Here is a 12,972-nt window from a genome sequence, read left to right on the forward strand (position 1 = left end):
GGCTATAGTTCATCCCAGAGTTTTTCAAGGTGCGGTGCTGTGAGCCCGGCGGGTTCATGTGTTCGCCCGGCATTGGAATCGTTGTATTCCGGCCGTTACAAGCCCTTGGAAACGACTCACTGCCATAACAATAATGCACATGGAGTAGCGTCGATGATCTCAGCAAACCAGTTCTGGCGCCGGGCAAAACTGCCTTTGGCCGTCAGCCTCGCCTCTACGCTCGCCGGGCCTGCATTCGGCGTCAGTTTCAACATCGGTGAAATCGAAGGCAGCTTTGATTCGTCCCTGTCGGTCGGGGCCAGTTGGTCGACGGCGGGTCGCAACAAAGACCTGATCGGCGCCAACAACGGCGGCAGGGGGTTGTCGCAAACCTCGGATGACGGTCACCTGAACTTCGACAAAGGTGATTCCTTCTCGAAGATCTTCAAGGGTATCCATGACCTTGAGTTGAAATACGGCGACACCGGCGTGTTTGTCCGGGGCAAGTACTGGTATGACTTCGCGCTGCAAAACGAAGACCTGGACTTCAAGAATGTCAGCAACAACAACCGTAAAGAGGGCGCCAAGTCTTCTGGCGGGCAGATTCTCGATGCATTCGTCTATCACAACTACACCATTGCCGATCTGCCAGGTAACGTGCGGTTCGGCAAGCAGGTGGTGAGCTGGGGTGAAAGTACCTTCATCGGTGGGGGCATCAACTCCATCAACCCGATCGACGTGTCCGCATTCCGTCGTCCCGGGGCCGAGATCAAGGAAGGCCTGATCCCGGTCAACATGTTCTATGTGTCGCAGACCCTGACCGATAACTTGTCGGCAGAAGCGTTCTATCAGTTGGAATGGGACCAGACGGTAACCGACAACTGCGGCACGTTCTTCTCGCAGCCGGATGTGGTTTCCGACGGCTGCAGCAACAACCTGCGGGTGCTGAACAAGCGCTCGACCATTCCAGGCGCTGCGCTGCCTACCCTCAACGCCCTGGGCGTGGATGTGAACAACGAAGGTGTGCTGGTGCGCCGTGGGCCGGACCGTGACGCCCGCGACAGCGGCCAGTTCGGCGTGGCGATGCACTACAACTTCGAGCCGCTGGATACCGAATTCGGCGCCTACTTCATGAACTACCACAGCCGTGCGCCGATCTTCAGCGCCCAAGGTGCGCCAGCATCGGCCTATACCCGGCCTCTGGGGCCGCTGGGTGCGCTGCGGCCGCTGATTGTTGCGGGCAGTTCCAACTACTTCATTGAGTACCCTGAAGACATCCGCCTGTACGGCTTGAGCTTCTCCACCACGCTGCCTACCGGTACCGCCTGGAGCGGTGAGTTGAGCTATCGGCCAAACGCGCCAGTCCAGCTCAGCACCACCGACATTCTCTATGCGGGTGTTACGCCGATCCCGGGCTTCGGGAATGCCTCGGTGCTCAAGGGCAGCCCCGGCCAGGACTTGCATGGCTATAACCGCAAGGAAGTTACGCAGTTCCAGACCACCTTTACGCACTTCTTTGATCAGGTCATGGGCGCCAGCCGTTTGACCACGGTCGGTGAAATTGGCGTGACCCACGTCGGCGGCCTGGAAAGCAAATCCGAGGCGCGTTATGGCCGTGATCCGGTGTTCGGTCCTGGCACGCTGCCAGGCGGGTTCTGTAACGCCCTTAACAACTCGACGGCCAACGGCGCCGGTCTGCCGAATGCCGCTGGCCTGAACACCAACTGCAACAACGACGGCTACACCACGGCCACCTCCTGGGGCTATCGCGCTCGTGCCATCTGGGAATACCCGGACGTCTTCGCCGGTGTAAACCTCAAGCCCAACGTGGCGTGGTCCCATGACGTCAAAGGCTACTCGCCAGGTCCTGGCGGCAACTTCGAAGAGGGTCGCAAGGCCGTCAGCCTGGGTGTCGATGCCGAGTACCAGAACACCTACACCGTCAGCCTCAACTACACCAACTTCTTTGGCGGCAAATTCACCACGGTGGATGACCGTGACTTCATCGCCTTGAGCGCTGGCGTGAACTTCTAAGCACACTCTCTTTAAGCAGTATGTTTTCAGGAAGAACCAGAACATGAAAATAACTAAAAATCTGTTGCAGGTGGGTGTGCTGGGGCTGTCGATCATGGCGGGTAGCGTCATGGCCGCTGTCTCGGCCGACGAAGCCGCCAAGCTCGGCACGACCCTGACCCCGATGGGCGCTGAAATGGCCGGCAACGCGGCCGGCACCATCCCTAAATGGTCGCCACTGCCCACCAACGCCGGCGCCGTGGATGCCCGTGGTTTCCTGGCCAACCCGTACGCCAGCGAACAACCGCAATTCACCATCACCGCGCAGAACGTCGAGCAGTACAAGGACAAGCTGGCGCCGGGGCAGTACGCGATGTTCAAGCGCTACCCGGACACCTTCAAGATGCCGGTCTACCCGACCCATCGCGGCGCCACGGTGCCGGCTGATGTGTTCGCCGCCATCAAGAAAAACGCCACCAGTACCAACCTGGTGTCTGGCGGCAACGGCCTGGAAAACTTCGAAACCGCCGTACCGTTCCCGATTCCGAAAAGCGGCGTGGAAGTCATCTGGAACCACATCACCCGCTATCGCGGCGGCAGCGTGACCCGCCTGGTGACCCAGGCCACGCCGCAAACCAACGGCTCGTTCAGCCTGGTGTACTTCCGCGACCAGTTCGTGTTCCGCGACAAGATGAAGGACTACGACCCGAAAAACCCGGGCAACATCCTGTTCTACTTCAAGCAGCAAGTGACCGCGCCGGCACGTCTGGCCGGTGGTGTGCTGCTGGTGCACGAAACCCTCGACCAAGTGAAAGAACCGCGTTCGGCGTGGGTCTACAACGCCGGTCAGCGCCGTGTGCGCCGGGCACCGCAAGTGTCGTATGACGGCCCGGGTACCGCCGCCGACGGCCTGCGTACCTCCGACAACCTCGACATGTTCAACGGCGCGCCAGACCGCTACGACTGGAAACTGGAAGGCAAGAAAGAGCTCTACATCGCCGAAAACAGCTACAAGCTCGACGATCCGAAGCTTAAGTATGTGGACATCATCAAGGCCGGCCACATCAACCAGGACCTGGCGCGCTACGAGCTGCGCCGTGTGTGGCATGTGGTTGCAACCCTGAAGGAAGGCCAGCGCCACATCTACGCCAAGCGTGACTTCTTCATCGACGAAGACACCTGGCAAGCTGCGGTGATCGACCACTACGACGGTCGTGGCCAACTGTGGCGCGTGGCGGAAGCCCATGCCGAGAACTACTACGACAAGCAAGTGCCGTGGTATGCCCTCGAAACCCTCTACGACCTGCAGTCCGGCCGCTACCTGGCACTGGGCATGAAGAACGAAGAGAAACAGGCCTATGACTTCGGTTTCACCGCCACCACCAGCGACTTCACCCCGGCGGCCCTGCGCCAGGATGGTGTTCGCTAACTCGCTGTAACAGAGGCCGCATCCTCGAAAAACGCCCCGACTGGTTCGGGGCTTTTTTTTGCGGGATCACTGTGGCGAGGGAGCTTGCTCCCGCCGGGCTGCGTAGCAGCCCCAAAAACGGGAGCGCTGCGCACTCCAGCGGGAGCAAGCTCCCTCGCCACAGAGTGTCGGTCGTTCCAGAAGAAGTCCGGATATTTTTTGTTGTAGTCTTTTTAAGACAATTGTTGCAAAGATCTACAAAGCTGCTGCTTTTACCGCTAGTCTGCGGACATCTGCAATGCCGACAACAGCCTTCTACAAGAGCCCGGCGATGACTGATCTGTCCCGAATTCAAGGGCCTGCCAGCGCGGTCATTCCGACCCTGGAAGGGCGCTTCTATCGACCCCCACTGCCTGACGGCTACGTGTTGCGACCGCGCCTGTGCGAACGGCTGAGTGAAGGTTTGGCCGGGCGTCTGTTGCTGGTCAGCGCACCGGCCGGCTTCGGCAAAAGTTCGCTGGCGGTGGAGTTCTGCCAGAGCCTGCCGGCCCACTGGCAAAGCCTGTGGTTGGGGCTCAGCCCCCGGGATAACGACCCGGGACGTTTCCTTGAACGCCTGCTCGACGGCCTGCAGCAATACTTCCCGCAGTTGGGCGCCCAGTCCCTGGGCTTGCTGAAAATGCGCCAGCGTCATCAACCCTTTGCGTTTGAAGAGTGGCTCGACGGCCTGCTGGATGAACTGACGGTGCACCTGTCGACCCAGACGCCGCTGTTGCTGGTGCTGGATGACTACCATCTGGCACAGGGCCCGGTACTCGACCGTTGCCTGCAATTTTTCCTCAACCATCTGCCAGACGGCCTGTTGGTACTGGTCACCAGCCGTCAACGCCCCGACTGGCACCTGGCGCGCCTGCGCCTGTCCCGGCATTTGCTGGAACTGCACGAGCAGGACCTGCGCCTGACTCACGCCGAATCCCTGGCCCTGCTGGATCGCCACAGCAGCTCATTGCGCGGCGAAGCTCTGGATAACCTGATCCGACGCAGTGAAGGCTGGGTGGCCGGCCTGCGTTTCTGGCTGCTGGCGGCCTCCGAAGCCGGCAGCGAAGGCGCCTTGCCCCAAGGCCTGCACGGCGGGGAAGGGCTGATCCGCGATTACCTGCTCGAAGAAGTCATCGACTGCCTGCCAGCCGAAGTCCAGGCGTTTCTCTACGACACCGCGTCCCAGGAGCGCTTTTGCAGCGAACTGTGCGACGCCGTGCGCGAAGCCCACGACAGCAGCGAAATCCTGCGCTACCTGCAAGCCCACCAGGTATTCCTGGTGCCGCTGGACGAACAGGGCCACTGGTACCGTTATCACCATCTGTTTTCCGACCTGCTGCGCACCCGGCGCGCGAGTAATGCCGTGTTGCCGGCTGCCAGCCTGCACCTGCGGGCCTGTCGCTGGTTCAATGCCCAGGGCTTGATCGATGAGGCGGTGGAGCAGGCGCTGCGGGCCGGTCACCTGGATGTGGCGGCAAACCTGGTGCAGAACCTCTCCGAAGAGCAACTGCTGGCGGAGCAAAACGTCGGCATGTTGCTGCGCTGGAAAATGGACTTGCCCGACAGTCTGTTGATGAGCACGCCACGTCTGATCGTGCTCTACAGCTGGGCGTTGGGATTGGCCTGCCAGCTGGATGCGGCGCAAGAGTTGGCCAGCCATCTCAGCCGCTTTCTGCCGGCGCCGTCAGCCACCGCGCAAAAGTCGATGTTGGCCCAATGGCTGGCCCTCAGCGGGATTATTGCCCGGGGGCGTGGTGATCGCGAGTTGACCCAGTTGTACTGCAGCGAGGCCCTGGAAAGCCTGCCGCACAAACGCTATGGCCAGCGGTTGATGTGCCTGTCGACGCTGTCCAACCTGGCCATCGTCGACGCCGACCTGTGGCGCGCCCGTGGCTTGAACCGAGAGTCTCTGGAGCTGGCGCAGCGCGTCGGCAACCCATTATTTGAAGCGCTGGCCCATTACGACCGGGCGCGGGTGCTACAAGCCCGTGGCGAAATCCTGCGTTCCCTGGATGAAGTGCGTCAGGGCCTGCAACGCTTGCAGGGCCTCGCGCCGCAACGCCTGTATGCGGTGCGTGCCCGCTTGGCGCTGTATGAAGGCTACCTGCTGCTGGTGCGTTGCCAGCCTGAAGCCGGGCTGGCTCGCCTGCGTGCCGGTCTGGCCGAGGCGCGAGCCTGCCGGGATATCAGCGTGCTGATCGGCCATTGCGTGATCGCTAGCTTTGAAGGTCGCCGCGGCGACTTCCCCACGGCCTTCGCCGAACTGGCCGAGGCCGAGCGCTTGATGCACATCTGGGACGTGCCGCCGATTTTCTATCTGGCGATGATTACCCTGGTCAAATGCGAGCTATGGCTGGCCCAAGGGCGGACCGACCTGGCCGATGCCTGGCTGACGCGGTTGGGGCAAACCTACAACGGTGAACAGGCCGCGGCCGCGCCGGAGTTTCACCCGCACCTGCCGCAACATATCGAGCTGCAACAGACAGCGCTCGACGCCATCCGGCATCAGCCGGCGGCCTCACTGCAACGGCTCGACGAGCTGGCGCACCAGGCCCATAACAGCGGCCGGCAGATGATCAGCCTGATGGCACTGACCCAGCAGGCGCAGTTACTGTTGGACGGTGGTCAGGAAGCGCTGGCCCGCCCGGTGTTCGCCCGCGCGCTTGCAGCGGCTGCCGGTGGCGCGATGCAACCCTTTCAGCGCTTGCTGGAGCGCTATCCCGACTGGACGCGGGAGCAGCTTTCGCGGGACCCCCATGGCCAACTGAACCAGAGCCTGCTGGCACGCTTGCCGACTGTTGCGGTGGTTGAAACCCCACACGTCCTTGAAACCCTGAGCACCCGCGAACTGGCAGTGCTGCACTTGATCGCCCAAGGGTGCTCGAACCAGGAAATCAGCAATCAGCTGTTTATCTCCCTGCATACCGTGAAAACCCACGCCAGCCATATCAACAGCAAGTTGGGAGTGGAGCGACGCACCCAGGCGGTGGCGCGCGCTCAGGAGATGGGGTTGTTAGGGTAGTTTCGCGGGCGGGCATTCACTCGGTGACTTGTCGGCGGCCTGGCTGAGCAGTGCGGCAAACCGTTTGACGTTGTTTTGCTGAGCGATCACCAGGTCATCAATGGTTGGGCCGGACGGCGACTGCACCACCGTGCGACAGGTCAGCGGCGTGCGTTCGTCCGTGCCCGTCTGGCGAAGTCGCCATTTGACGTCGAGCAGGGCGTACTGCCCGGGGATCGAGTCAAAACGCTGTACTTCAATGCGCACCGCCAGGTTTTTCCGGTTGCTGGCGAGTTGATCCACCAGCGCGCTGCGCAGCTCATCCACCAGACTGGCGGCCCACCATTGCGTCTCAAGAATCGCCACGCCGCTGTCGCCCTGGCGGATGACAATCTGCGGCCGGTCGACCTGCGGCGGGACTGTGATGCTTTCAATGCGGATTTCACCACCGGCGGCCAGTGACGCATTGCTGCGATGCACCGGCGTCAGGGTGTGAAATTGAATCGGCTCACTGCGGCACGCCGCAAGCAGCAGCAACCCGGTGAGCAGGGTGATCTTCAGCGGGAAGGCCATGGTGGTTGCTCCTGTGGTCATTTGCGCGGAGGCCCTTGCAGGTCCGATGGCGCAGCGTTGTCGGGGCGACCACGAATCAGGGATTCGGGATGGCGTGCCAGGTAATCCGAAAGCTCTCGCAGGGAGCGCGACATGCGGCTCAGTTCATCCAGCGTCTGGGTCAACTGCTCCCTTTGCGGCGAATCCTCGGCCAGGGTCGAACTGGCTGACTGCAAGGTTTTACTCACGTCGGCCAGGGTGTTCTGCACGCTTGGGAGTGTCTTGGCGTTGAACTGGCCGAGACCTTTGCGCAATTCGACCAGGCTCCCGTCGAGGTTGCCGGCAATCCGCTCGATCGGCAGTTGGTTGATCTTGTTGACGATGCCTTCGAGTTTTTCCTGCAATTGTTCCAGGTTGCCGGGGATGGTCGGAATACTGACGGGGCGCGCGTTCGGGTCGAACACGACTTTGTCGGCCTTGGGGAAGAAGTCCAGGGCGATGTACAGCTGGCCGGTGAGCAGGTTGCCGCTGCGAGCCTGGGCCCGCAGGCCGTGTTCAATGAAGCTGCCAATCAGGCGCACGCCGCCGGCCTCATCGTTAGGGTCATGTTTCAGGACCGTGAGCATTTTGGTGTTGGCTTCGCCGAGGCGTTGCGGGTAAATCACGATGCCGACGTTCACCGGGAAGCTACGTTTTTTCTCGTCGAAATCCAGGTTGATCGATACCACTTTGCCAAACTCGATACCCAGGAATTCCACCGGCGCACCGACGGTGAGCCCGCGCAAGGCCTGATCGAAACGCAGGTTCAGGTATTGCCCCTTGCCATTGGGCGGGGCCAGCGCGGTTTGCTGGTCGGCGAACAGTTCATAGGAATGCTCCTCGCTGGCCGGCTTGTCGTCGGGGCTGTAGGGCGGAGCCAGGAAGGCGATGCCGCCCACCAGCATGGAGGACAAGGATTCGGTCTTCAGCGCAAACCCGTTGGCGCCGACACTCACGTCAATCCCGCTGGCGTTCCAGAACCGGGTGTTCTCGGTGACGTAGGCGTCATTGGGTGCATGCACGAACACGTCGATGTTCACGCCTTTGCCGTCGGCGTCCAAGGCATAGGCCACTACCTGGCCGACGGGGATTTTGCGGTAATAGACCGGGGAGCCGATGTCCAGCGAGCCCAAATCCTGGGTGTGCAAGGTGAAGCGTTTACCAGGCTCGCCATAAGTGATGGGCGGTGGGTTTTCCAGGCCTGTGAACCGGTTGGCGCGGGTATCGGACTGGCCGATATCGGCGCCGATGTAATCCCCGGAGAGCAGCGTGTCGATGCCGGAAACGCCGCCCGCGCCAATACGCGGGCGCACCACCCAGAATTGCGAGTCTTCCCGGGTGAAACTTTCAGCCTGCTTGGAGAGTTTGATCGTGGCGTTGACGTTTTTCTGGTCGTCGCTCAACTCCACGTCAGTCACCTGGCCGATCACCACATTGCGGTATTTGACGTCGGTCTTGTTGGCGGTCAGGCCGCTGCCGGTCTTGAAGGTAATGGTAATGCTCGGCCCTTGCTGAAGGATGCTGTGCACCACCAGCGAAATGCCCACCAGCACCGCGACAATCGGCACGATCCACACCAGCGAAACGCTGAAGCGCCGCGTCTTGATTGCGGGTTGGCCGGGGGGCATCGGTCTGTCAGTGGTTTGCGACGCCATCCGGCATCTCCTCGTTGTGGGGGTTTTCCCAGATCAGGCGGGTGTCGAAACTCATTGCCGAGAGCATGGTAAACACCACCACCAGGCCAAAGAACAGAATACCCAGGCGCGGCTCGATGGTACCCAGGGCCTGAAACCGCACCAGGGCCGCCACCAACGCCACTACGATGACATCCAGCATCGACCAGTAGCCAATCACCTCGACGAAGCGAAACAGCTTCGAGCGCTCCTTGCGTGCCCACTGGTTATTGCGTTGCACGGTGACCAGCAGCAGGGTCAGCGCGACGAACTTGATGCCCGGCACTGCGATGCTGGCGATGAAAATGATCAGGGCAATGTCCCAGGCGCCGTGCTGCCAGAACTCCAGCACGCCACTCATGATGGTGCTGTCGGCGCCGGAGCCGAGCATCGAGGTGTTCATCACCGGCAGTAGGTTGGCGGGCACGTAAAACGCCAGTGCCGTCAGCATGTAGGCCCAGGTGCGGGTCAATGAGTGCACCTTGCGCCGGTGCAAGGGCGCATCACAGCGTTCGCACTCGTCGGGGTTGGCGCTGGTGTCACAGGCCTGGCCGCAGCTGTGGCACAGGCACAGGTTCAGCTCGCTGGCGGTCGGTGGCCGGTTCATAAGGTGTCCCACAGGTCGCGAATATCGCGCCCGGCAATGCGGATCAGCAACAGGCTGAGCGCCGCCAGGGCAAACAGGCCGGTGCCGGGCAATACATCCAGCATCCCGGCGAGCTTGAACACCGCCACCATCGCGCCCAGCAGGCAGACTTCCAGCATGCTCCAGGGCCGAAGCGCTTCGAGCCAGCGCATGCAGACCTTGAACGCCGGTGAACGCCTGCCCTTCATCGCAAAGCCCAGCACCCACATAAGCAACAGCAACTGGAACACCGGCGCGATGATGATGGAAATGGCCGCCACCAGTGCGATAAAGGTAATCGGGCCCTGGGCCAGTGCAACCACGGAGTCCCATAAGGTGGCGCTGCTTTTCAAGCCTTGCAGGCTGATGCTCATTACCGGGTAGAAATTGGCGAAAACCCACAGCATGGCGGCAGTCAGGGTCAGCGCCAGGCGTTGTTCCACCGACAGCCCGTTATAGCGCTGGAGTACGCCAGCGCATCGGGTGCAGAGGGTTTTCTGATGTTTGGCGAGCGTGACTTTTTCGTACACGCAATCGCAGTGTTCGCAGATGATCAATGGGCTGAGGGTTGCCACGAGTCCCACTCCAAGCGCTATAGGTTGCGCGTTGCAGACTTGCGCCAGAGTAGCTTAGCAGCTACGTGGTTTGACAGCCGTGTGCTTGCGAGTGCTTTCAGAGCGGGCGCATGGTCGAACATACTGTGCATCAGGATGTGCCTTTGAATTTGCAGGAACACCAATGAATATTCAGACCCCCGCGCTGATCCGCGAAACCTTCCCCGTCGGCCCATTGCAGTGCAACTGCACAATTATCGGCGACCCTGTTACCAGGAAAGCCATCGTGGTCGATCCGGGTGGCAATCATGAGTTGATCCTGGCGCGCCTCGATGCGCTGGGCTTGAAAGTGGTCAGCATCATTCACACCCACGCCCACCTCGATCACTTCCTTGCCTCGGGTCAGTTGAAGGAAAAGACCGGCGCCACGTTGCACCTGCACAAGGAAGACCAGTTTCTGTGGGACAACCTGGAAATGCAGTGCCAGATGTTCCGCGTACCGTACACACCTGTGCCGCCGCCGGATCGCTGGCTGGAGGATGAAGAGGAGCTGGCCTGCGGTTGTGGGGTCGCCTTGCACACACCTGGACACACACCGGGCTCGATGAGTTTCTGGTTTGCGGATGCGAAGTTGCTGATTGCCGGCGACACCCTGTTTCGGCGTGGCGTCGGGCGTACGGATTTGTGGGGCGGAGACCAGGCGACCATCGTGCGTTCGATCAAGCAACGGCTCTACACCCTGGATGAGACGGCGGTTGTGGTGGCGGGGCATGGTCCGGATACACGCCTGGGAGATGAAATGCGTGAGAATCCATTCGTGCGGGCGTGAAGGGAAACCGGGGTAGTTTTTCGGATACCAAATGGCAACTATCGGACGAAACTTATAGAAAAAATGACAATTACCGTTCAGCAAGTCTCTGCTAGGGTTTGACTGTGCACACCGGTGACCGGACATGGAATTTTTGCCGTTTGTCGTGTTCCAAGCTCGGCACAGGTCCATTGCCAATGTCCTCTGCATCACAGAATGCAAAAGTAGGAGCTTCCTTCATGTTCACTTCTCGTCGTCTGCTTGTTGTCGCTACCGCCGTAGCCTTGTTGTCCGGCTGCGCTTCACCTAATCCTTATGACGGCAGCCAGGGACAGGCGAATAATGGTTCAGAGGGCGGCATCAGCAAAACCGCCAAGTACGGTGGCCTGGGGGCCCTGGCCGGTGCGCTGGCAGGTGCCGCCATCGACCACAACAACCGCGGCAAGGGTGCGCTGATCGGTGGCGCTATCGCCGGCCTCGGCGCTGCCGGCTATGGCTACTACGCGGACCAGCAGGAAAAGAAACTGCGCGAAAGCATGGCCAATACCGGGGTTGAAGTGCAGCGCCAGGGCGATCAGATCAAGCTGATCATGCCGGGAAACATCACCTTCGCTACCAACTCGGACGCGATCTCCAGCAGCTTCTATACGCCGCTGAACAACCTGGCGAACTCCCTCAAGCAGTTCAACCAGAACACCATCCAGATCGTTGGCTACACCGACAGCACCGGCAGCCGCCAGCTCAACATGGACCTGTCCCAGCGTCGTGCGCAGAGCGTGGCTAATTACCTGACGTCCCAAGGTGTCAGCGCGACCAACCTGAGTGCCCGCGGTGCCGGGCCTGATAACCCGATTGCCAGCAACGCCGACGTCAATGGCCGTGCCCAGAACCGTCGCGTAGAGGTTAACCTGGGGCCGATTCCTGGCCAGCAATACGGTCAGCCGGGCGCCCAGCAGCAACAGGCGCCGCAACAGAACAACCAGTTCCAAGGCAACCCGTACCAGCAGTACCAGTAACCGCCAGCCAATAAAAAGGGCGCCGTGCAATCAATGCACGGCGCCCTTTTTTGTGGTCGTCGATGACATCAGTCGATGTATTCGAACACCTTCACAATCTTCTGTACGCCCGACACACCTTGTACCAGGTTGGCAGAGCGGGTGGCTTCTGCCTGGGTCAGCAGGCCCATCATGTAGACGATACCGTTATCAGTGACGATCTTGATCCGTGAGCCGGGAATCGAGCTGTCGGTCAGCATCTGGGTCTTGATCTTGGTGGTCAGCAGCGCATCGTTGCTGATCGCCAGCAGTGTGATCGGCTCCATCACCTGCAATTCATTGTGGACTTTCTTGACCCGTTGTACGGCGGAGGCGGCTTGTTCAGCCTGGGCCTTCAGGTCGGCACGCGGGGTTTGCCCGGTGAGCAGTACCACGCCGTTGAAGCTGACGACCACGATGCGCGACGCACCGTTGCCCAGGTCCGGAGCGGCCTTGGAAACGTTGACGGATACTTTGGTTTCGATCAGCGAGTCATCGATTTTGCTGCCGAAAGTGCGGGTGCCTTTATCGTCCTGGATGGGCGTGTCGCGGCTTGCTTCGATTACCGAACTGCAGCCGCTGATGCCTAGGCACAGCGTGATTGCCAATAGGCTAAGGCGTTTAACGGTCATTCTTCACTCCCGAACAGTTGGCTGTCGATCAGATCGCACAGGCAGTGGATCGCCAGCAGGTGGACTTCCTGAATACGTGCGGTGACATTGGCCGGGACGCGAATTTCCACGTCTTCGGGCAGCAGCAGCGAAGCCATGCCGCCGCCGTCGCGTCCGGTCAATGCTACGACAATCATTTCACGATCATGTGCGGCCTGGATCGCTTGAATAATGTTCGCCGAGTTACCGCTGGTGGAGATTGCCAGCAATACGTCACCCGGCTGGCCAAGGGCGCGAATCTGTTTGGAGAAGATTTCGTTGTAGCTGTAGTCGTTGGCGATCGAGGTGATCGTCGAGGTGTCGGTGGTCAGGGCGATGGCCGGCAGGCTCGGACGCTCGCGCTCGAAGCGGTTGAGCAGCTCCGAGGAGAAATGCTGGGCATCGCCGGCCGAACCGCCGTTGCCGCACGAAAGCATTTTGCCTTCGTTGAGCAAGGCGTTGACCATGACCTGACTGGCTTGCTCGATGTGCGGTGCAAGTACGTCCATCGCCTGTTGCTTGGTATCGATACTGGCCTGGAAAAGCTGGCGAATTCGGGATTGCATGTCCATCTGTGTGACCTTAATTAGCGCGGCT

Annotated in this window: 11 protein-coding genes; 5 read left to right on the top strand and 6 right to left on the bottom strand. The window is 60.6% G+C overall.

Annotation, left to right across the window (positions count from 1 at the left end):
• Nucleotides 1-153: 153 nt before the first annotated feature.
• The 3 genes from ACUN0G_RS18320 to ACUN0G_RS18330 all read left to right on the top strand — a co-directional run bounded on the left by ACUN0G_RS18320 (nt 154) and on the right by ACUN0G_RS18330 (nt 6,461).
• On the top strand, nt 154-2,013 hold the full coding sequence (locus ACUN0G_RS18320; protein WP_258347925.1) for a DUF1302 domain-containing protein: 1,860 nt from the start codon (nt 154-156) through the stop codon (nt 2,011-2,013).
• A gap of 43 nt (nt 2,014-2,056) precedes the next feature.
• Nucleotides 2,057-3,421 (top strand): DUF1329 domain-containing protein, encoded by a 1,365-nt coding sequence (locus ACUN0G_RS18325; protein WP_008434250.1) that lies wholly within the window; start codon nt 2,057-2,059, stop codon nt 3,419-3,421.
• Nucleotides 3,422-3,731: 310 nt separating this feature from the next.
• Nucleotides 3,732-6,461 (top strand): LuxR C-terminal-related transcriptional regulator, encoded by a 2,730-nt coding sequence (locus tag ACUN0G_RS18330; protein ID WP_445573957.1) that lies wholly within the window; start codon nt 3,732-3,734, stop codon nt 6,459-6,461.
• Here the strand turns inward: ACUN0G_RS18330 and ACUN0G_RS18335 are convergent.
• The 4 genes from ACUN0G_RS18335 to ACUN0G_RS18350 are packed head-to-tail and all read right to left on the bottom strand — an operon-like array spanning nt 6,453 to nt 9,904.
• Nucleotides 6,453-7,013, bottom strand: coding sequence for a PqiC family protein (locus ACUN0G_RS18335; RefSeq protein WP_421523739.1), 561 nt, complete (start codon nt 7,011-7,013; stop codon nt 6,453-6,455). The genes ACUN0G_RS18330 and ACUN0G_RS18335 overlap by 9 nt on opposite strands.
• A 17-nt stretch (nt 7,014-7,030) precedes the next feature.
• Complete coding sequence (locus ACUN0G_RS18340) at nt 7,031-8,686, bottom strand: PqiB family protein (protein WP_445573958.1); 1,656 nt, start codon at nt 8,684-8,686, stop codon at nt 7,031-7,033.
• A complete protein-coding gene (locus ACUN0G_RS18345) occupies nt 8,667-9,311 on the bottom strand; it encodes a paraquat-inducible protein A (RefSeq protein WP_445573959.1) in 645 nt (214 codons plus the stop codon). Before ACUN0G_RS18345 ends, ACUN0G_RS18340 begins: the two co-directional genes overlap by 20 nt.
• A complete protein-coding gene (locus tag ACUN0G_RS18350; protein ID WP_258347915.1) occupies nt 9,308-9,904 on the bottom strand; it encodes a paraquat-inducible protein A in 597 nt (198 codons plus the stop codon). The genes ACUN0G_RS18345 and ACUN0G_RS18350 overlap by 4 nt, the downstream gene beginning before the upstream one ends.
• Before the next feature lie 163 nt (nt 9,905-10,067).
• Here ACUN0G_RS18350 and ACUN0G_RS18355 point away from each other — a divergent pair, with 163 nt between their 5' ends.
• Complete coding sequence (locus ACUN0G_RS18355; protein ID WP_445573960.1) at nt 10,068-10,712, top strand: MBL fold metallo-hydrolase; 645 nt, start codon at nt 10,068-10,070, stop codon at nt 10,710-10,712.
• A gap of 218 nt (nt 10,713-10,930) precedes the next feature.
• Nucleotides 10,931-11,707, top strand: coding sequence for an OmpA family protein (locus ACUN0G_RS18360; protein WP_258347912.1), 777 nt, complete (start codon nt 10,931-10,933; stop codon nt 11,705-11,707).
• 68 nt (nt 11,708-11,775) lie between these two features.
• Here the strand turns inward: ACUN0G_RS18360 and ACUN0G_RS18365 are convergent, their stop codons facing one another.
• Nucleotides 11,776-12,357, bottom strand: coding sequence for a BON domain-containing protein (locus tag ACUN0G_RS18365; protein WP_258347910.1), 582 nt, complete (start codon nt 12,355-12,357; stop codon nt 11,776-11,778).
• On the bottom strand, nt 12,354-12,947 hold the full coding sequence (locus ACUN0G_RS18370) for a phosphoheptose isomerase (protein ID WP_003216190.1): 594 nt from the start codon (nt 12,945-12,947) through the stop codon (nt 12,354-12,356). The genes ACUN0G_RS18365 and ACUN0G_RS18370 overlap by 4 nt, the downstream gene beginning before the upstream one ends.
• Nucleotides 12,948-12,972 lie beyond the last annotated feature (25 nt).

The sequence above is a fragment of the Pseudomonas sp. 32A genome, from assembly GCF_052682255.1.

Bases quoted from the DNA above. Each gene is read 5' to 3' on its own strand.
- ACUN0G_RS18320 (WP_258347925.1), top strand. From the start codon at position 154: ATGATCTCAGCAAACCAGTTCTGGCGCCGGGCAAAACTGCCTTTGGCC.
- ACUN0G_RS18325 (WP_008434250.1), top strand. From the start codon at position 2,057: ATGAAAATAACTAAAAATCTGTTGCAGGTGGGTGTGCTGGGGCTGTCG.
- ACUN0G_RS18330 (WP_445573957.1), top strand. From the start codon at position 3,732: ATGACTGATCTGTCCCGAATTCAAGGGCCTGCCAGCGCGGTCATTCCG.
- ACUN0G_RS18335 (WP_421523739.1), bottom strand. From the start codon at position 7,013: ATGGCCTTCCCGCTGAAGATCACCCTGCTCACCGGGTTGCTGCTGCTT.
- ACUN0G_RS18340 (WP_445573958.1), bottom strand. From the start codon at position 8,686: ATGGCGTCGCAAACCACTGACAGACCGATGCCCCCCGGCCAACCCGCA.
- ACUN0G_RS18345 (WP_445573959.1), bottom strand. From the start codon at position 9,311: ATGAACCGGCCACCGACCGCCAGCGAGCTGAACCTGTGCCTGTGCCAC.
- ACUN0G_RS18355 (WP_445573960.1), top strand. From the start codon at position 10,068: ATGAATATTCAGACCCCCGCGCTGATCCGCGAAACCTTCCCCGTCGGC.
- ACUN0G_RS18360 (WP_258347912.1), top strand. From the start codon at position 10,931: ATGTTCACTTCTCGTCGTCTGCTTGTTGTCGCTACCGCCGTAGCCTTG.
- ACUN0G_RS18365 (WP_258347910.1), bottom strand. From the start codon at position 12,357: ATGACCGTTAAACGCCTTAGCCTATTGGCAATCACGCTGTGCCTAGGC.
- ACUN0G_RS18370 (WP_003216190.1), bottom strand. From the start codon at position 12,947: ATGGACATGCAATCCCGAATTCGCCAGCTTTTCCAGGCCAGTATCGAT.